This window comes from Streptococcus sp. CL6.22, from assembly GCF_049738055.1.
GTDB classification, from domain to species: domain Bacteria; phylum Bacillota; class Bacilli; order Lactobacillales; family Streptococcaceae; genus Streptococcus; species Streptococcus mitis_DJ.
Map to the genome: position 1 here is coordinate 1 of NZ_JBKOTV010000003.1, position 20,309 is coordinate 20,309.

16 protein-coding genes are annotated in these 20,309 nt (G+C 41.4%); 3 read left to right on the top strand and 13 right to left on the bottom strand.

The window, feature by feature from the left end; translation table 11 throughout:
* The coding region (locus ACLNCW_RS01880; protein WP_424845274.1) for a YSIRK-type signal peptide-containing protein at window positions 1–1,437 on the bottom strand (1,437 nt) is incomplete at its 3' end.
* A 216-nt stretch (window positions 1,438–1,653) separates the two neighbouring features.
* On the opposite strand from ACLNCW_RS01880, the gene pclR reads away from it, so the two are divergent.
* Window positions 1,654–3,138, top strand: coding sequence for a virulence transcriptional activator PclR (pclR, locus tag ACLNCW_RS01885; RefSeq protein WP_424845275.1), 1,485 nt, complete (start codon window positions 1,654–1,656; stop codon window positions 3,136–3,138).
* 50 nt (window positions 3,139–3,188) lie between these two features.
* On the opposite strand, the gene yaaA is transcribed toward pclR, so the two are convergent.
* The 4 genes from yaaA to ACLNCW_RS01905 all read right to left on the bottom strand — a co-directional run bounded on the left by yaaA (window position 3,189) and on the right by ACLNCW_RS01905 (window position 8,930).
* Complete coding sequence (gene yaaA, locus ACLNCW_RS01890; RefSeq protein ID WP_049516343.1) at window positions 3,189–3,917, bottom strand: peroxide stress protein YaaA; 729 nt, start codon at window positions 3,915–3,917, stop codon at window positions 3,189–3,191.
* A 185-nt stretch (window positions 3,918–4,102) separates the two neighbouring features.
* Window positions 4,103–5,698, bottom strand: a complete 1,596-nt coding sequence (locus ACLNCW_RS01895) for a hypothetical protein (protein WP_424845276.1) — start codon at window positions 5,696–5,698, stop codon at window positions 4,103–4,105.
* An 11-nt stretch (window positions 5,699–5,709) separates the two neighbouring features.
* Window positions 5,710–6,120: a peptide deformylase gene (locus tag ACLNCW_RS01900; protein WP_020903057.1), complete on the bottom strand. Its 411-nt coding sequence runs from the start codon at window positions 6,118–6,120 to the stop codon at window positions 5,710–5,712.
* A gap of 113 nt (window positions 6,121–6,233) precedes the next feature.
* The gene (locus ACLNCW_RS01905) at window positions 6,234–8,930 is read right to left on the bottom strand and encodes a cation-translocating P-type ATPase (protein ID WP_261044461.1); all 2,697 of its coding nucleotides are present in this window, start codon (window positions 8,928–8,930) and stop codon (window positions 6,234–6,236) included.
* Window positions 8,931–9,237: 307 nt separating this feature from the next.
* On the opposite strand from ACLNCW_RS01905, the gene mntE reads away from it, so the two are divergent.
* The gene (gene mntE / locus ACLNCW_RS01910) at window positions 9,238–10,422 is read left to right on the top strand and encodes a CDF family manganese efflux transporter MntE (protein ID WP_424845277.1); all 1,185 of its coding nucleotides are present in this window, start codon (window positions 9,238–9,240) and stop codon (window positions 10,420–10,422) included.
* 36 nt (window positions 10,423–10,458) lie between these two features.
* Here the strand turns inward: mntE and ACLNCW_RS01915 are convergent, their stop codons facing one another.
* The 8 genes from ACLNCW_RS01915 to cdaA form a co-directional block, all read right to left on the bottom strand.
* Entirely contained in the window at window positions 10,459–12,330 is a 1,872-nt protein-coding gene (locus ACLNCW_RS01915) for an ABC-F family ATP-binding cassette domain-containing protein (protein ID WP_424845278.1), read from the bottom strand.
* On the bottom strand, window positions 12,327–13,526 hold the full coding sequence (locus ACLNCW_RS01920) for a CCA tRNA nucleotidyltransferase (protein WP_080566662.1): 1,200 nt from the start codon (window positions 13,524–13,526) through the stop codon (window positions 12,327–12,329). Before ACLNCW_RS01920 ends, ACLNCW_RS01915 begins: the two co-directional genes overlap by 4 nt.
* Complete coding sequence (gene dapB, locus ACLNCW_RS01925) at window positions 13,523–14,290, bottom strand: 4-hydroxy-tetrahydrodipicolinate reductase (protein WP_049499701.1); 768 nt, start codon at window positions 14,288–14,290, stop codon at window positions 13,523–13,525. The genes ACLNCW_RS01920 and dapB overlap by 4 nt, the downstream gene beginning before the upstream one ends.
* A gap of 276 nt (window positions 14,291–14,566) precedes the next feature.
* Window positions 14,567–15,415, bottom strand: a complete 849-nt coding sequence (locus ACLNCW_RS01930; protein WP_000762173.1) for a DegV family protein — start codon at window positions 15,413–15,415, stop codon at window positions 14,567–14,569.
* Window position 15,416: 1 nt separating this feature from the next.
* Window positions 15,417–15,791: a DUF1149 family protein gene (locus ACLNCW_RS01935; RefSeq protein ID WP_424845279.1), complete on the bottom strand. Its 375-nt coding sequence runs from the start codon at window positions 15,789–15,791 to the stop codon at window positions 15,417–15,419.
* 73 nt (window positions 15,792–15,864) lie between these two features.
* Window positions 15,865–17,217 (bottom strand): phosphoglucosamine mutase, encoded by a 1,353-nt coding sequence (gene glmM / locus ACLNCW_RS01940; RefSeq protein ID WP_424845280.1) that lies wholly within the window; start codon window positions 17,215–17,217, stop codon window positions 15,865–15,867.
* A 24-nt stretch (window positions 17,218–17,241) separates the two neighbouring features.
* A complete protein-coding gene (locus tag ACLNCW_RS01945; protein ID WP_424845281.1) occupies window positions 17,242–18,021 on the bottom strand; it encodes a CdaR family protein in 780 nt (259 codons plus the stop codon).
* The gene (gene cdaA, locus ACLNCW_RS01950; protein WP_261081125.1) at window positions 18,008–18,865 is read right to left on the bottom strand and encodes a diadenylate cyclase CdaA; all 858 of its coding nucleotides are present in this window, start codon (window positions 18,863–18,865) and stop codon (window positions 18,008–18,010) included. Before cdaA ends, ACLNCW_RS01945 begins: the two co-directional genes overlap by 14 nt.
* A 137-nt stretch (window positions 18,866–19,002) precedes the next feature.
* Between cdaA and ACLNCW_RS01955 the strand changes: the two genes are divergently transcribed.
* Window positions 19,003–19,971: an NAD(P)/FAD-dependent oxidoreductase gene (locus tag ACLNCW_RS01955; protein WP_033681527.1), complete on the top strand. Its 969-nt coding sequence runs from the start codon at window positions 19,003–19,005 to the stop codon at window positions 19,969–19,971.
* The last annotated feature ends 338 nt before the right edge of the window (window positions 19,972–20,309 follow it).

The window sequence follows — 20,309 nt, forward strand, 5'->3', positions numbered from 1 at the left end:
AACAAGGTTATAGCCTTGTTTCTTGAATTCTGTGATTTGACTTGTTGTGCTGTAGGCAATGGCTTCACCTGACTTACCTGTCACTTCATCTGTTGTGAGAACACGGTTACCATTAGTACTTACATAACGGATAACAGCTTTTTGATTTTCTTTTTCAATGACCACATTAGAGTCTGTACCAACAGCATCTAAATCATTATCGTCGTTTGGATCAATAGTTTTTGTTTCTGCATTATATCCGTGAATAGATTGGTTGTCACTAATTTTCCAACCAACTGGTGCTTGAGGAATTTCAGTAACATCTGCTCTTGTTGTATCATTAAAGTCGTTTTTATATTGTCGACGAATAGCATCTTCTTTATTCTCGACTACCTCACCATTTGAATTGATGTAATGTCCATCTTTGTCAACTAAATTGATATAACCTAAGTCTTTATACCAAACGTTGACAACTGTTTCATTTATATAGTCTGGGTTAACTGTTAACTCATCAACACTCTTGGCATCTGCGTAGAAACCTGGATTGACCGGTGTCATAACTTTCTTGAAAGTATAATCCAAATCTCCGATAGCACGTTTCCGACGACGCGAACTACCTTGTGCTGCATGAGCCTCAATAGCACTCTTTAATCTCAAGCTCGCTTCTTGATCTAACGGAATATTCCATCCGCCTTTTATATTTGCCTTTGCATCTTCAACTCGAAGTCCCTTTACAGGTTTTAAGGCAGTTTTATCTTTTTCTACTGACTCTTTATCTACTTCAGAAGTTTTTTCAGCCACCTTTGATTCTGTATTTTTCTTTTCAGCAGATTCAATTTTGCTCACTACTTCAATTTTATCAGCAACTTTAGTTGTAGTTGTCCCTCTAAGTTCCAAAGCGATAACTGCTGCTTGAAGATCAGACTCTGCTTGAGATAATTCTGACTCTGTCACATCTGCTTTATTTAATAATCCTTTAGCAGATTGGATACTATTTTGAAGGCGTTTTACACTATCTTCAGTATATAACTTAAGCTCCAATTTTTCTGCACGCGAAAGAGCCGTTAACAATTTTGACTTGTCAACAGCATCTTGATGACTTACTTCTTCTTTTTTATCTTTTGCTTCTTCAACTTTTTCTGCTGGCACTTTAGCTTCATCAGATTTAGCTGGAGTTACTTCTACTGGGTTAGCAACAGTTGGAGCTGCATAAGTTGTTTCTTTTTTAGGTGTAGAAACTTCTGCTGTTTTAGTAGCTTCATCTACCTTATCAACAGAGACACTATTAGTTGCCTCAGGATGTTGTTCCTCCGCTTGTACTGCTTGCGCATTGGCAGCAGTTCCCAAGACTAAGGCTGTCCCGAGCAAGACACTAGCCGCACCAAAGTGATACTTACGAATAGAGTATCGTTGTTGCATGCTATACCAGTCAAATGATTTCTTATGTGAATGTTTCATTGTGAACTCCTAGAAAGTATTTTATAATTTTAACTCTACAACTATTCAATATATAAATCAATATTTTCTGAAGAATTAATATATTCTGTTTTTGCACCTAAGAGCCACTTATCTTATTCTAAATTTTCTGATTACTAACGACAATTTTCTTACTCTAAGTTTTTTGTACTTTTTAGACAAAAACATGATATAATAAATTAAGGAGGAAATACCTATATGCGTAACCTTTTATCTACGAAAGATCAGCGACAATTACGTTTAATGGAAACCTTGATTCAACATCGCGATTGGTTGAAATTACATGAACTTGCCGATAAGTTAGGATGTACTGAGCGAATCTTAAAAAGTGATTTAAATGAATTGCGTGCTGCATTTCCAACTATCGACATCCAATCTTCTGTTAACGGAATTATGATAGATTTAGAAGTTAATACTAGCGTTGAAGATATTTATCAATATTTTCTTGCTCATTCTCAATCTTTTCAATTACTAGAGTATCTGTTTTTTAATGAGGGCCTACCTATTTATCGAACAATAGAAAATCTTCACTCTAGTAATGCCAACCTCTATCGATTGGGCAGAAATATTACAAAAACTCTGTCAACTCAATTCCAAATTGAACTATCATTTACTCCATCCGAAATACGTGGCAATGAAATCGATATTCGCTATTTTTTTGCCCAATATTTTTCTGAGCGCTATTATTTCCTAGACTGGCCTTTTCCTGACCTTCCTGAAGAGGATTTAACAGAGTTCACTGACTTCTTCTATAAGATCACGAATTATCCAATGCGATTTTCAATCTATAGAATGTACAAATTGATGATAGCCATCAGTATTTACCGCATTAAAAACGGTCATTTCATCGACTTACCAAATCATTTCTACGATGAATACTACCCTCTTTTGATGAGTATTCCAAACTTTGAGGAGATACTTGTCCATTTTTCTGAAAAACTGGGACTGGAAATCACCCCAGATATCATTGCCCAAATTTTTATATCCTTTATTCAAAACAATCTTTTCTTAGATCCTCAAGAATTCTTCAACTCTTTAGAAGATAACAGTGAAGCAAGATACTCTTACCAATTTCTTAGTCAAATATTAGAACGCCTAGCAAAACAATATAAGATTACTTTTACTAACCACGATGAGCTTATTTGGCATTTACACAACACTGCTTTCTTTGAAAGACAGGAAATCTTTTCTACCCCAATCTTATTTGAACAAAAAGCATTGACGATTAAAAAATTTGAAGTTTACTTCCCAGACTTTATGGGAAGTGCACGTCAAGAACTGGCCCAATATCGTCAGGCAATTGGACAGCATGACCATCCTGAACAGTTGGAACACTTGATGTACACCATCTTAACCCATGCTGAAAACCTCTCTACTCAGTTGTTAGAAAATCGACCACCTATCAAGGTTTTGATTATCAGTAATTTTGACCATGCTATATCCCTTACCTTTGTTGATATGCTTTCCTACTACTGTAATAACCGCTTTACCTTCGATACTTGGGATGAATTGGAAACGAGTCCTGAGATTTTAAATCAGACAGGTTATGATATCATCGTGTCTAATTTCTATATTCCAGGAATTACCAAGAAGTTTATTTGTCAAAATCATCTGTCAATAATGGATTTGGTTAATCATCTTAATACTTTATCAAATGAGATTCATTTGTCCAATACTTTATAAGCTAGAAAAAAGTCAGCATAATCCTGCTGACTTTTTCTCTTATCTGATTTCTAAACTTCCTTAACAAAAACCAATTCCTGTGGTTGTGACAAATCTTCTCGGTAGGCAAATCCGGCAAAGTTCAAGCGACGTGCTTCCTCCACAGTTTGTACTTGATTTTCTATTAGAGATGTTAGGAAGGCACCACGCGCTTTCTTGGAAATGGTTGAGTGAATCTTCAGCTGACCACCTCTATCCTCCATGAATTTGAAGGTCACCATTTTTTCTCTGATTTCCTTAGAAAACACAGTCTCAAACTCGGACGACAAGAGAGAAAAAATCATTTCTTCCTGCTTCACAGCTTCATCATAGGCTGCCTTCCAATGGCTCTTCAAAGTCTTACCAGCGACTTTTAACTTCATCAAAAAGTCCAAACGGTGAGGGGCCATAGGTGACAAGGCTGGAACAACACCGTACAAGGCCGAGGTAATGAAGACATGATTTTCAAGATAGGCTTGTTCTGCCTCGTCCAGTTTGTCTCGCTTGATATGACGGTACATAAGCCCATCAAAAAGTTTCAAGGCTGGATAGTGTTGAGCAGTTTGTTTTTTTAAAGTTTGGATATTTTGAAATTCTGCCACAGCTTTCTCGGCTGAAACTTTGTAAAAACTCTCCAATTGACTAACAGAATAGAGAGCCAAGGCATCCAGCACAGCCTGACTTTCTGGTTTTAAAGGAGTGGCTTCAATACTTGGCAAGTCTGTGTTCATTTCTTTTGCTGTTGGGATTAAAATTTTCATATTGATAGTGTAGCATATTTTTTTGCCACTACCAAGGAATTCATCTGAAAAGAGACTGGGAAAAAGGCATTAAAATTAAAAAATGCATAGTATCAGGAATTGAGAAATCTTGATACCATGCGTTTTATGATGGAAAGATTTACTTCATTTTTTCCTGAAATTGAGGTTTTGCCCAGCCTCTCCTCTTACTGAACTTTAAAGGTCTTAAGATAGTTATCTTTTCCTACTTGACCTTCGAAGGTTTTACCATTTTCAAGGTAAGGAAGGTCATCTGATACTGAGGCCTTGACCTTGTATATCTTACCATCAACTTTAAAAAAGTAGACGGTGTCGCCCTTGATAACAGCTGATTTGAGGTCTTCCACCACACCCTTGATACTTTCTGTCGTTTCATTATCAATTTCAAGGTCGTTTTTATTAGCGTACTTGCTGAGTAGCTCTTCCACTGTCGTAGCTACGATAACGTTTTGGTACTCGACTGCATCTACCAAAGCGTACTCTTTGACCAAGCCAGCATTGTCCTTCAAGCCCATGATGTAGAGAGGTTTGTCATTGAGGTTGATGAGGATTGGGAAGGTTGCCTTGTAGGATTTCTCCTGAACAGCACCTTCGGCTGATTCACGGGCTGATTCTTCGGTCGCAGAAGCCAAACTATACTTAGTGATTTCTCCTGTTCGCATATTTTCAAGGATAAAACCAAGATTACTTTCATCTGCATTGGCCGATGTCACACCTGTGTAGAGGTAGATGTCATTACCGATAGACAAGTAATTATAGCCCTTGGTAGTCTGGGTCACGTTTTTCTTGGAAATCATGGCATTCCAGAAACCGTCCTTGTACTTACCGTTGTAGTTAATTTGCTCAATAGTTTCCTCAGCTGGATAAACCCTGTCCACCCATTCTGGAACATCTGCCAAGCTGTATTCCTTGGTTTCTCCATTTGTGGCATCCAAGATAATGACTGAAACAGGACGAGGAACCGCAAGTCCAAATTGCTTTTGGTAAACCGTTGCTACATAGAAAGGATTACCCTCATCGTCCACCTCAAAAGATGGAGTCTTGAAGATTTTAGTTGGGTACTTCAAGCGTAGGTGACGCTTGACATCACGGTTAAAATACTCCGAGTCAGAATACTTGATTGGTGTCTTCAAGTCCACCAAGTCCGCATTACCGGTTACCATGTCCACCTTGATATACTCGCCGATTCCCTTAGCCTGATTATTAAACCACTTGATAGGGTCTGCATATTCTAAGGGTGTAACCCGATAAGGCTTCCCATCAATCGTCAATTGGGTATAGGTGTCTGCCGCTACGTACTGCGACACCTTATCCGTTAGGGAACCCAAGTAGCGGTCACCAATTTTTTCAGCAGTACTTCTATCTAAAATAGGAACCTTACTGGTGTCAGTCTTAGGAAATTCAGTAAAGTCTTTTTCAGTAACCGTGACTACATTGGCATAATTCTTAGCCTGAAAAATGCTAGAAGTCACCAAGGAAACCAAAGCTGCCAAGAGAAGAATTCCTCCAATAGAAGCTAAAAGGATTTTCCCTAACCGATTGATTTTGAAACCCTCTAGATTTAAGGCAGCTTCTGCCTTGCCGTGGCGCACATGAACCGTTTTGACTAAATTGATTCCCTTGCCAAAGCCAAATAAGACTGCCACAACCAGCAAATGCCCACAGAGGAAGAAGAGAAATTCCCAGCTGGTCAGGTTAAGAGGCGGTAAAAAGATATACCAGGTCGTTGCGATAAAAATAAGTTCAAAGACTATTCGTTTCATTTGCTTTCCTCCTAAATGATTCGTCCTTCCAAATGATCCAGTTCATGCTGGCAAATCTGAGCTGGGAAGCCTGTCAAGGTAATGGTCTGTTCCTGCCACTTGCTGTCACGATAGGCAATCCTTATAGTTTCATAACGCCTAGTAGGTCTAACACCTACCAAGGACAAACAGCCTTCCTCTGTCTCATAAGGTCCTTCAAAGGACAGGAGCACTGGGTTAAACATCACCACAGGAACCAAGCCAAGATTAAAAATAATCACGCGCTTCTGCACCCCAATCATATTGGCAGCCAGACCAACACAGGTCTCACGATTTGCTAAGAGCGTATCTTGTAAATCTCTGGCAAGATACAGATCTTCCTGACTTGCCGGCTGAGACACCTGAGATAAAAACAAAATATCCTTTACAATTTTCTTCTCCACTTCCTCACACTCCTCTTACTTTTTACTATATTATAGCAATTATAGCACAAAAGCCGACAACTGCAAGCCCTTTCCCTCAACTGTAACAAAAAGCCATCCGAAGATGACTTTTTTTAAATCGCATTCTTGTCAAAACCGAGTTTACGTTGAACAAACTTAACAATTTCGACGATAATAATCATTGAGAAGCTTCCGCCCATAACGATTCCCCATTGTGACAAGTCTAGTTTGGTTACGTGGAAGATTCCTTCAAGCGGTTCTACGACAATTGTTGCCATGAGAAGGATGAAAGATACCAAGATGGACCAGTTAAATGTCTTAGACTTGAATGGACCAACTGTCAAGATGGATTGATAGACAGATTTCACATTGTAAGCATGGAAGAGCTGAATCAAACCAAGGGTTGCAAAGGCCATAGTAAGGGCATCTGCGTGAATGGCATGATTGTCACCCACGTGAACTGGGTAAAGAAGGGCAAGACCATAAACACTCATAACAATAGCTGCTTGGAGTACACCTTGATAGATGATAGAACTCAAAACACCACCTGAGAAGAAGCTTGCCTTGCGTCCACGTGGTTTATGGTTCATGACACCAGGCTCAGCAGGTTCAACACCTAGTGCGATAGCTGGGAAGGTATCTGTTACCAAATTGATCCACAAAAGATGAACTGGCTGTAAGACATCCCAACCAAACAAGGTTGATAGGAAGATTGTTAATACTTCAGCAGTATTGGCAGAAAGCAGATACTGAATAGTCTTTTGAATGTTTGAGAAGACCTTACGTCCTTCTTCAACTGCAACAATGATAGTCGCAAAGTTATCATCTGCAAGAATCATGTCAGAAGCCCCCTTAGAAACCTCTGTACCAGTGATTCCCATACCGATACCGATATCGGCTGTTTTCAGAGCTGGCGCATCATTGACACCATCACCTGTCATGGCAACGACTTTACCTTGTTTTTGCCAAGCCTTGACGATACGAACCTTGTGCTCTGGAGACACACGGGCGTAAACAGAGTATTGACCAACTACTTTTTCAAAGTCTTCATCTGACAATTCATTGAGTTCAGCACCAGTTAAAACGTGGCCTTCGGTATCGTTTGCGTCAATGATTCCCAAACGTTTGGCAATGGCTTCTGCTGTATCTTGATGGTCACCAGTGATCATGATTGGACGGATTCCAGCTTCCTTAGCCACACGAACAGCCTCAGCGGCTTCAGGACGTTCAGGATCAATCATCCCAATCAAACCAGTAAAGATTAAATCATTTTCGAGATCTTCAGAAGTGAGGTTTTCTGGAATGCTGTCGATAATCTTATACGCACCTGCAAGGACACGCAAAGCTTGGTGGGCCATTTCAGAGTTGTTTGTGTGAATGAGGTTTGTAACCTTCTCATCAATCGGAGCAATATCCCCAGCCTTATCACGAAGAACACAACGTTTCAAAAGTTGGTCTGGCGCACCCTTGACTGCTACAAGAAAACGACCATCTGGCAATGGGTGAACCGTTGACATGAGCTTACGGTCAGAGTCAAATGGTAACTCAGCCACACGTGGATATTTCTCTAAGAAACCTTTGACATCGTAACCCTTATCCAAGGCATACTGGATAAAGGCTGTTTCGGTTGGATCACCAATCAGGTTGCCTTCCACATCAATTTTCGTATCATTAGCCAAGACAACTGAACGAAGAAGGGGCATTTCAAGACCTAGTTCAATGTCATCAGCTGAGTCATGTAAGACCGCGTCGTAGAATACTTTTTCGACTGTCATTTTGTTCATGGTCAGCGTACCAGTCTTATCAGAAGCGATGATTTCTGTTGAACCAAGAGTTTCTACAGCTGGCAACTTACGAACGATTGAGTTTCGTTTGGCTAAAACTTGAGTACCAAGTGCAAGAACGATGGTTACGATAGCAGGAAGCCCTTCTGGAATGGCTGCAACAGCAAGCGCAACAGAGGTCATCAACTCACCAAGTGGATTTTTCCCTTGAATGAAGACACCCACTACAAAAGTAACAAGGGCAATGACCAAGATAGCATAGGTCAATACCTTAGAAAGGTTGTTCAAGTTTTGTTTGAGTGGTGTATCCGTCTCATCCGCATCTTGAAGCATGCCAGCGATATGACCAACTTCCGTGTACATACCTGTATTGACAACAACACCAAGACCACGACCATAAGTCACATTTGAGTTTTGGAAGGCCATATTGACACGGTCACCAATACCAGCATCTGCAGCAAGTTCAACTGTCAAGTCTTTTTCGACTGGCACAGACTCACCTGTCAAGGCAGCTTCTTCAATTTTAAGAGAATTGGCTTCAAGCAAACGTAGGTCTGCAGGTACTACATCACCAGCTTCAAGGGCAACAATATCTCCTGGAACCAATTCTTTAGAGTCAATCTCAGCCATGTGCCCATCACGAAGAACACGGGCAGCTGGACTAGACATGGATTTGAGGGCTTCGATAGCTTCCTCTGCTTTTCCTTCTTGGTAAACACCAAAGGCAGCATTGATGATTACCACGGCTAAGATGATAATGGCATCTGCGATATCTTCCCCACCAGAAGTCACAACTGACAAGATAGCCGCCGCAACTAGGATGATAATCATCAAATCCTTAAATTGCTCGATAAATTTGACCAGGATTGATCGTTTCTCGCCTTCTTCGAGTTCATTATGGCCAAATTCAGCAAGGCGCTTTTCCGCCTCACTTGATGACAAACCTTGCTCGGTCGCATCCACAGCCTTCAAGACCTCTTCAGGACTCTGAGTGTAAAACGCTTGGCGTTTTTGTTCTTTTGACATGTGTCTCCTCCTTGACATTGTGTGCAAAACAGACTCTCTTTTCCCTCATCGCATCTTTTCACGACAAACAAAAAGAGACCTGTTAATCATAACAAGTCTCGCTGTTTAAGATAGTGCCGGAAAGCATACTTTTCAGTATAAAATTCGGAATGACGACACTATCACAGGTTTCTGCCAGCTACTCCCTTGAGTAGTTCTATTATACCAAATTTTGAAAAGTTTTCAAAGAGTAAAAACTGCCTTGTTTGAATTTTCCCTTGAAAACCAGTATAATGGTAGAATGCTATGTGACTAGAAAGGAAGTTGAATGAAGCAATCTATTTCAAATCTCAAGTTAGCTGAGCGTGGGGCCATCATCAGTATTTCGACCTACCTGCTCTTGTCTGCAGCCAAATTAGCAACTGGCCACCTTCTTGATTCATCCAGTTTGGTGGCAGATGGTTTCAATAACGTATCCGATATCATTGGAAATGTGGCCCTCTTGATTGGGATTCGAATGGCACGCCAGCCTGCGGACCGTGACCACCGTTTTGGTCACTGGAAGATTGAGGATTTGGCTAGCTTAATCACTTCCATCATCATGTTCTATGTTGGCTTTGATGTTCTAAGGGATACCATTCAGAAGATTCTCAGTCGTGAAGAAACGGTTATTGATCCTCTTGGTGCAACTCTAGGAATTATTTCTGCATCGATTATGTTTGTAGTTTATCTCTACAATACTCGCCTCAGTAAGAAATCCAACTCCAAGGCACTAAAGGCAGCAGCCAAGGACAATCTTTCTGATGCAGTCACCTCACTTGGTACTACCATTGCCATCCTGGCCAGCAGTTTCAATTATCCCATTGTGGATAAACTGGTTGCCATTATCATCACTTTCTTTATCTTGAAAACTGCTTATGATATCTTCATCGAGTCTTCTTTTAGTCTTTCAGATGGCTTTGACGACCGTCTGCTTGAGGACTATCAAAAGGCCATTATGGAAATTCCCAAAATCAGCAAGGTTAAGTCCCAAAGAGGTCGCACCTACGGTAGCAACATTTATCTTGATATTACGCTAGAAATGAATCCTGACTTGTCTGTTTTTGAGAGTCATGAAATCGCGGATCAAGTCGAGTCTATGCTGGAGGAACGTTTTGGCGTCTTTGATACCGATGTCCATATTGAGCCAGCGCCTATCCCTGAGGATGAAATTTTAGACAATGTCTACAAAAAATTGCTTATGCGCGAACAATTGATTGACCAAGGAAATCAACTGGAAGAACTCTTGGCTGACGATTTTGTCTATATTCGTCAAGATGGAGAGCAGATGGATAAAGAGGCCTATAAAGCCGAAAAAGACTTGAATTCTGCTATCAAAGACATTCAAATCACTTCCATCAGTCAAAAGACCAAACTCATCTACTATGAATTAGATGGCATCGTCCATACCAGTATCTGGCGACGCCACGAAACCTGGCAAAATATCTTTCATCAAGAAACCAAAAAAGAATAGAGAAATCCTGTCATGAGACGGGATTTTTCTATTCTTTTAACTATTAAAGTCACTTAGATACTCATAGCGTTCGTATTTTTCAAGGAGTGCTTCGTTATTCTCATCTAATTCTTTTTGGAGAGTAGCCAGCTTACCAAAGTCAGAACCATTGGCCTGCATCTCCTCTTCAATAGCAGCGATACGATTTTCCAAGGTTTCAATATCGCCTTCAATGCTTGCCCACTCCTGCTTTTCTTGGTAGGTCATGCGTTTCTTGTCTTCACGGACCTTGACCACTTTCTCCTTTTCGACCTTTTGCACTTGATTGGCCATCTCTGTTTCAAAGGCTTTTTCATCAAGGTAATCAGTGTAATGACCAAAGAAAGGACGAATTTTACCATCCTCAAATGCAAGAATCTTGGTCGCTACCTTATCCAAGAAATAGCGGTCGTGACTAACAGTCAAAACTAGACCCGCAAAGCCTTGCAAGAAATTCTCCAAAACTGTCAAAGTCGCAATATCTAGGTCATTTGTCGGTTCGTCCAAGAGAAGAACATTTGGTTTTTCCAAGAGTAATTTGAGGAGATAAAGACGTTTTTTCTCTCCCCCAGACAATTTCTCAATCAAGGTTCCATGCGTCGAACGTTGGAAAAGGAACTGCTCCAGCAACTCTGCAATTGAAGTCGTAGAACCACCGCTGGTCTTGACCTCTTCTGCCACTTCCTGCAAGTAATTGATCACTCGCTTGCTTTCATCCAAGCCCTCAATTTGCTGAGAAAAATAGGCGATGCGAACAGTTTCCCCTATGACAACTTGGCCTTCAGTTGGATCAAGACTTCCTGCAATCAGGTTGAGCAGGGTTGATTTCCCAACACCGTTGTCCCCAACGATTCCAATACGGTCTTTGGCCTGCACCAAGAGATTAAAATCTTGCAAAATGGGCTTATTTTCATAGGCAAAGGAAACATCCTGAAACTCGATGACTTTCTTCCCAATACGACTGGTTTCAAAGTTCATGGTCAAATCTGTTTCAGCAACGCCACCTGAGACTTCTTTCTTCAAGTCGTGGAAACGATTGATACGAGCTTGCTGCTTGGTTGCACGCGCCTGCGGTTGTCTGCGCATCCAGGCCAATTCTTGCTTATAAAGTTGTTCTTTTTTGTGAAGAAGAGCCGCGTCACGCTCATCCTGTTCCGCCTTAAGGCGAACATAGTCCTGATAATTGCCCTGATATTCGGTCAAGCCTGCGCGATCCAATTCGAAAATCCGTGTTGACAAAGCGTCTAAGAAATAACGATCGTGAGTGATAAAGAGAACTGTCTTCTTAGAATTTTTTAAAAAGAGGGTCAGCCACTCAATAGTCGCAATATCCAGATGGTTGGTTGGCTCATCCAAAAGCAAGAGGTCGTGGTTGCCAAGTAAAACTTGCGCCAATTGGACCCGTCTTCTTAGACCACCTGACAATTCCCCAACAGGAGTAGATAAGTCCTGAATACCCAGCTTGCTGAGAACGGTCTTGACCTGACTCTCAATTTCCCAAGCTTGAAGAGAATCCATCTCTGCCATAACCCGTTCCAAACGAGCCTGCTTGTCCTCACTGTAGTTGAGCATGATCAACTCATACTCACGAATGAGCTGGATTTCCTTAAGGTCGCTGGATAGAACCGTATCCAAGACCGTCTTGCTATCATCAAAATCAGGATCCTGGGTCAAGTAACCAATTTGATAATCATTCTTAGCTGAAAAGGGACTGACATCCCCATCAAAGCCAGAAACACCAGAAAGAACATCCAAAAGGGTAGTCTTGCCCGTTCCATTGACACCAATCAGACCGATTCTGTCTAGGTCATGGATGATAAAGGAAATATCCTTAAAAACGGTCTTGTCACCAACCGATTTACTTAGTTTTTCAACGATAAAATCACTCATTTTTTCTCCCTCAGATAAGCATGGATAGCTTGACGGTCATTTTCCAATTCTCCATCGACAATGGCATATTCAATCTCTGTTAAAATCTCTCCCAAATCTGGCCCAGGTTGATAGCCATATTCCTTAATCAAAATGCCACCATTAATCTGAATTTCTTTCTTATCATGAATGGTCAAACTCTGGTAGGTTTCTGTGATAGCTTGTGGGTTGACTTCTTTTCCTTGAGCCTGACGAAGATTTTCAGCCTGTAAAAGCAAAGCCAAGTCAAAGCGGTAACAATCTCGCTTGCTCAATTCTCCCTTTTCACGCAGAGCCAAAATAGTCAGCAAATCCTGTACCTGTTTAGCAAACTGGCGTGAGGTCTTCCAAGCCTTCAAAAATGGCTGCGCATTTTCAATCTCCAAAGCCCACAGTAGAGCTGCCCAGGCTTGCTCAGAAGATTCAAAAGTAAAATCAGTCTCCAAATCAAACAGTCTGTTGAGCTTGTTCTGGCTAGATGCCATATCAGGGAGATAATCATAAGCTTGACTCTCAATCATGGAAGCCAATCCCCTTCTCCAAAAGGGAGCCAGCAAGAGTTTATCAAACTCGACAAATGTACGCTCCACAGAAATTTTCTCCAAAAGCGGCGTCAAGATTTTCATAGCTTTAAATGTTTCTGGCTCAAGTTCAAAACCAAGACTGGCCTGAAAACGGAAACCACGCATAATTCGCAGAGCATCTTCGTTGAAACGCTCACTAGCCACTCCAACTGCTCGCAAGACTTGCTTTTCCAAATCCTCTAAACCATAGAACAAGTCAACAATTTCTCCTGTCTCGTCCAAGGCAAAGGCATTGACTGTAAAATCACGGCGCTTGAGGTCTTCTTCTAGCGAGCGCACAAAGGAAACCGCACTTGGTCTGCGATAGTCCACATAGACATCCTCTGTCCGAAAGGTGGTTACCTCATACTCCTCATCCCCATCTAAAACCAAGACGGTTCCATGCTCGATTCCGATATCGGCTGTTCGAGGAAAAATCTGCTTGGTCTCTTCTGGATAAGAAGACGTCGCAATATCCACATCGTGGATGGGACGATTGAGAAGGGCATCTCGAACAGATCCCCCAACAAAATAGGCTTCAAAGCCTGCTTCTTTAATTTTTTCTAATACTGGTAAAGCCTTCTGAAATTCAGAAGGCATTTGCGTTAATCTCATAATAAGTGTTCTAATCCATAGACAAGCTCATGACGCTTGACAACTTCTTTAATTCCCAAATTCACCCCTGTCATGAAGGAGCTGCGATCATAGGAGTCATGACGGAGGGTCAATCCTTCTCCCTGATTGCCAAAAATGACTTCCTGATGGGCTACTAAGCCTGGCAAACGAACTGAGTGGATGCGCATGCCATCAAAGTCAGCACCACGGGCACCTGCAATCAATTCTTCCTCATCTGCTGCACCCTGCTGGATAGACTCTCGAACTTCTGCCATTAACTCAGCTGTTTTAATAGCTGTTCCACTCGGTGCATCCTTTTTCTTGTCATGATGGAGCTCGATAATCTCCACATTTGGGAAATATTTGGCAGCCTGCGTCGCAAATTGCATGAGTAAAACAGCACCTAAGGCAAAATTAGGAGCGATCAAGCCACCCAAATTTTGTTCACGAGAAAATGCTTTTAGTTCTGCAATTTCTTCACTAGTAAAGCCTGTCGTTCCAACCACTGGAGCAAAACCATTTTCAAGAGCAAAACGTGTATTTTCGTAGGCAACAGTTGGAGTAGTAAAATCTACCCAGACATCCGCTTCAAAGCCTGCTAAATCAGCCTTATCCTTGAAAACAGGAATTCCCTGCCATTCTGATTCAGACTCAAAAGGATCCAAAACTGCTACCAAGTCCAAATCTGAATCAGCCAAGACCATCTGACAAGCAGCTTGGCCCATCTTTCCCTTAAAACCAGCAATAATTACTCGAATACTCATCTCTACTCCTGTCTAAGATACAAAGCCTGTAAGAGCACAACGTGAAAATAGGAGTTCTGATCAAGGAGTAAATACTCCTTGGAAGACCTATCTTTTTCACACAGGATTCCAGGCGTGTTCAATTATCAAGATACAAAGGACCTTAGCTGCCCATGAAAAATAGGGGATGGCGCTGACTTTCCACAAAAGGCAAGACAGACATCTTTTTTCAAGAGGCAGGTAGTCCGTGTTCAATTTCTAAGATACAAGCCTTCTTAACTAGTCTAGAAGTGCTAACTAAATCACTGGAATATAACCCAGAGCAATACTTCCTGCTCCTAGGTGTGTTCCAATGACACTACCAAATGTAGCAAGTGAAATATCCGTACCCACTTCAGAATCTAGCAAGTGCTGACGCAATTCTTCAGCCTTTTCAGGAGCATTCCCGTGAATGACAATGATACGGTATTGGCCTGAAGCTGTTGCTTCCTTGATAATCTCAATTAAACGCTTGGTTGCTTTCTTTTCAGTACGAACTTTTTCGTACACTTCAATCACACCTTGGTCATTAAAATAAAGAATCGGCTTAATGCTTAGCAGATTGCCCAAAATCGCAGCTCCATTTGAAAGGCGTCCCCCTTTAACCAAGTGGTCCAAGTCATCCACCATGATGAAAGCAGATGTGTGACTAATCTGAATAGCTAGCTTATCCTGAATAATGGCAAAGTCATCGCCCTGGTCTCGCCAGTTAAAGACACTTTCAACCATGATACCCAGAGGAGCACTTGTGATCAAAGTGTCTGGAAAAGCAATGGTTAAGCCCTCATAGTCATCCACCATATACTGGATATTTTGGTAAAAACCTGAAATTCCAGAAGATAGGAAAAGCCCCAAAGCATGTGTATAGCCTTGTTCTTTAAGCGAAGTTAGAATCTCATCTAACTTGGCAATACTTGGTTGACTGGTCTTAGGCAATTCAGAAGCCTGAGCCATTTTTTGGTAAAATTCCTCAGCAGTCAGATTGATCCCTTCGACATACTCCTCACCATCAATATTAACAGGAATATCCAAGACAAATAAATCTTCTCTTTGCAAGGTATCTGCACTGAGATAGGCAGAGGAATCTGTGATAACAGCTAATTTCATATTAGAACTCCAAATTGATTCCTGGTAAGTCTAATGCAATTTCAGTTACTTCATAAGTCAAACGGTTGAGCATGTTCAAACATGGACGAGCCAATGTTTCAACTTCATCTTGATTAAACTCACTTGGTTCATTGACAATACGACCTTCCACATGGTTCACTTGAGAAATCGTTCCACTAATTACAAATTTGTCAAAGACAATCATAAAACTCAAGACAACCACTAAAGATGTCACTTGATTTTCTTGGTCATGTTGGAGTAATTGGAAGTTCACATCCACCTTAGTTTCAGGAGCTCCATTTTCATTTTCCCATTCAAAATTACGCGCATCAAAATGATACTGACTGACAAATTCTTGTTCACGTTTAAGATTCATGTCTTTCTCCCTCGGCTACAATATTATAAGCTATTGTACCATAATTTTTTATTTTCATCTAGTTTTCTAGGATTTAGTCAATCCCGATTTCAGCTCGAACTACGTCTGCGATAGTATCAACATAGTAGTCCACTTCTTCTGTTGTAGGTGCTTCTGCCATGACACGCAAAAGGGGCTCTGTTCCACTTGGGCGCACAAGGATACGGCCATTCCCTGCCATTTCTTTTTCCATCTTCTCGATGATAGCCTTGATAGCTGGCACTTCCATAGCCTTTTCCTTCATGGCATTTTCCACTCGGATATTGACTAATTTTTGTGGATAGATGGTTACTTCTGCTGCCAACTCTGACAAGCTCTTACCAGTTTCCTTCATAATTTTGGTCAATTGAACAGCGGATAATTGACCGTCACCTGTGGTATTGTAATCCATTAAGATGACGTGACCAGACTGTTCACCACCAAGGTTATAGCCTGATTTTCTCATTTCTTCAACAACGTATCGGTCGCCAACTGCAGTGACTGCCTTGTTGATTCCTTCGCGGTCCAAGGCCTTGTGGAAACCAAGGTTAGACATCACGGTTGTCACAATTGTATTTTGAGCCAATTGTCCTTTTTCAGAAAGGTATTTCCCGATGATGTACATAATCTTGTCACCATCAACGATGTCGCCATTTTCATCAACAGCAATCAAACGGTCACTGTCTCCGTCAAAGGCCAAACCAATAGCTGAGCCGCTTTCTTTGACCACATCTTGAAGAGCTTCTGGGTGAGTTGAACCAACATTAAGGTTGATGTTAAGACCATCTGGTGTTTCCCCGATAACAGTTAATTGAGCGCCAAGGTCTGCAAAGATTTGACGGGCACTTGTAGACGCCGCACCGTTTGCTGTGTCCAAGGCAACCTTCATTCCCTCAAGAGGAGTTCCAGTTGAAACAAGATAGCCTTCATACTTACGCAAGCCTTCTGGATAATCTACCAAGGTTCCCAAGCCTTCTGCACTTGGACGAGGAAGAGTATCTTCCGCAGCGTCTAGCAAGGCTTCAATTTCTGCTTCTTTTTCATCGTCCAGTTTGAAGCCATCACCGCCAAAGAACTTAATTCCATTATCAAGGGCTGGATTGTGGCTAGCAGAAATCATGACACCAGCACTTGCTCCTTCAGTTTTTACCAAGTAAGCTACTGCTGGTGTTGCCAAAACACCTAGTTTGTATACGTGAATACCAACTGAAAGAAGACCAGCTACCAAGGCAGATTCTAGCATTTCCCCAGAAATACGTGTATCACGTCCCACAAAAACTTTCGGTGCTTCCGTTTCATGTTGGCTAAGAACATAGCCTCCAAAACGTCCTAGTTTAAAGGCCAATTCTGGCGTTAGTTCTACGTTAGCTTCTCCACGGACTCCATCAGTCCCAAAATATTTACCCATTTTTATAAAATCCTTTTCCTATTTTTAATTCGTTTTTGAACTAGTTGCTTTCGTTGACGAAGATGTCTCCGACGAACTGCTTGTAGTTGAATTTGATGTGTTTGAACTTGTACCCACAGGTTTTGTAGTGACCTTCATTGTCGTATCAAATGGAGTAATCACCGCTGGTAAGACAACACCATTACGGTCGATTGCCTGCAAAGGTACTGAACCGCTATAATTACCTGTTATGCGTTCGCTAGTTGGTAAAAGCGCAATAATGCGATCGATTTTAGCTAATGTTTCTTGGTCAGTTGTGACAGAAACCCGTTCATTTGACACAGTTACACTATCAATTTGTAACTTAGGATCAATCTGGCTTTGGTCAACTTGTGGCACAACAATCATACCATCTCGCTTAACCTTCTTCCCAACTTTCACTGTGATCTTTTGAGGAGTTGCCACAGCAGTCAATCCGCTTGGAAGATTTTCAATATTCAAGGGAACTTCAATCGTTCCAACACTGGCATCCGTCAAATCAGCAGTTACCTTAAACTTACGAGTGCTCTCCTGCATTTCGCTGGCCAAGGTCACACGATTGGCACCTGTCAGCACAACTGAAACTTCTGATGCAAATCCACTAATGAAATACTGGTCATTATCATAGTGAATAACGATAGGAACGTTCGTTATCGTATTGGTGTAAGTTTCTGATTTAACCTGCCTTGCAGTATTGCTATTTTGAAAGTTGGTTGACGTTGCATAGATAAATAAGATACAAGCAAAAAAGAGAGATGAAATGATATATAGACTATTTTTTCTCATATTTCCAACCTCCTAGCAAACGGTCCTTGAAACTGACTTTTTCCTCAACAGCTGGCAAAAGAATTGCTCGTAGCTCTGCTTCAAATTCTTCAATCGTCAAGTCGTGCTTGAAAACACTGTTATAGGTAATAGAAATGCCACCTGTTTCCTCTGAGACGATGAAGGTCAAGGCATCGGATACTTCTGACAAACCGATAGCCGCCCGGTGTCTGGTCCCAAATTCCTTGGAAATCCCTGTACTTTCTGTCAAGGGCAGATAGGCAGAGGTTACTGCTATTCGATTTTCTCTGATAATCACAGCACCATCGTGTAGGGGAGTGTTGGGGATAAAGATATTAATAAGGAGTTCAGCTGAAATATTGGCATCCAAGGGAATCCCTGTCGCAATGTATTCTTGCAAGGTCCGAACTCGTTGGATGGCAACCAGAGCACCAATCTTACGAGGACTCATATATTCAACCGACTTGACAAAGGCACGAATCATTTGCTCCTCTGCACTAATTTGAGCAGTAGAAAAGAAATCTGTCGCCCTTCCCAAGCGTTCCAAACCAGTCCGAATCTCTGGAGAGAAGATAACAACCGCAGCAATAACCCCATAGGTGATAATCTGATTAATCAACCAAGAAATAGTTGTCAAACCAAGGATATTGGCCACAACCTGGGCTAATACAAAGATCACAACCCCCCGCACCAAAATCATAATCTTGGTACCAGCTATCGCTTTTGTAAAACGATATAAAATATAGGCCACAATCAAAATATCAAACACATTGATGGCAATACTCCAAGGACTAGAAAACAAGCTAGTCCAATATTGCAGGTTGGATAATTGTTGAAAGTTCATCTGCTGTCTCCTCTCTGTCCAAACACGTTCCTTTCTATTATACCATTTTTCTGACATTTTTTTCCCTATCCTACTTCATTTTAAATTAAGGAAAAATATGATAAAATAAACTGACCAGAAAAAACAAAGGAGAAACCATGTCTCAACTCTATGATATTACCATTGTAGGTGGTGGTCCTGTCGGGCTTTTTGCGGCCTTCTATGCCCACCTACGCCAAGCCAAGGTCCAAATCATCGACTCTCTTCCCCAACTAGGTGGACAACCTGCTATTCTCTACCCTGAAAAGGAAATCCTTGACGTACCAGGTTTCCCAAACCTAACTGGAGAAGAGTTGACCAACCGCTTGATTGAACAGTTAAACGGCTTTGATACCCCTATTCATCTCAATGAAACGGTTCTTGAGATTGAAAAACAAGAAGAAGGCTTTGTAATTACAACTTCTAAAGGAAGTCACCTGTCTAAAACTGTTATCATCGCTATGGGGGGCGGTGCCTTCAAACCACGTCCTCTGGAACTAGAAGGCGTTGAAGACTATGAAAATATCCACTACCACGTTTCCAACATCCAGCAATATGCTGGTAAGAAAGTGACGATTCTTGGTGGAGGAGACTCGGCTGTGGATTGGGCTTTGGCTTTTGAAAAAATTGCACCAACTACCCTTGTTCACCGCAGAGATAATTTCCGCGCCTTGGAACACAGTGTCCAAGCTTTGCAGGAATCTTCTGTGATCATCAAGACACCATTCGTCCCTAGCCAACTCCTTGGAGATGGAAAAACACTCGATAAACTTGAAATCACAAAAGTCAAATCTGATGAAACAGAAACTATTGACCTAGACCACCTCTTTGTCAACTATGGTTTCAAATCTTCTGTTGGTAACCTTAAAAACTGGGGTCTAGACCTCAACCGTCACAAGATTATTGTCAACAGCAAACAGGAATCTAGCCAAGCAGGTATCTATGCTATCGGTGACTGCTGCTACTATGACGGAAAAATTGACCTGATTGCGACAGGCCTCGGAGAAGCTCCAACCGCTGTCAATAATGCTATCAACTACATCGACCCAGAACAAAAAGTACAACCAAAACACTCTACTAGTTTATAGAAAAAGAACCACGAGTCACATAGGATTCGTGGTTTTATAGTTCATCGGCTATCTTGTTAGCTCATATTTTCCCCGTCTTTAACAAAAATAAAAATGCCTATCAAACTGATAAAACATGTGATATAATAGGGACGGCACTAACAATACGCCTTGGAAAAGGAGGTATTACAGATGCTAGAACTTCTCAAAATAGTACTTATCGCAGTCATCGAGAGTATCATCTCATGGCTGGTGACTCGTTGGTTAGACGATCACTTCGACAAGTAACCTTCCTGGTTAGTGCTATCTAACCCAGAAAAAATCCCCTCGGTATTGCAGTACCGAGGGGATTTCTGTTA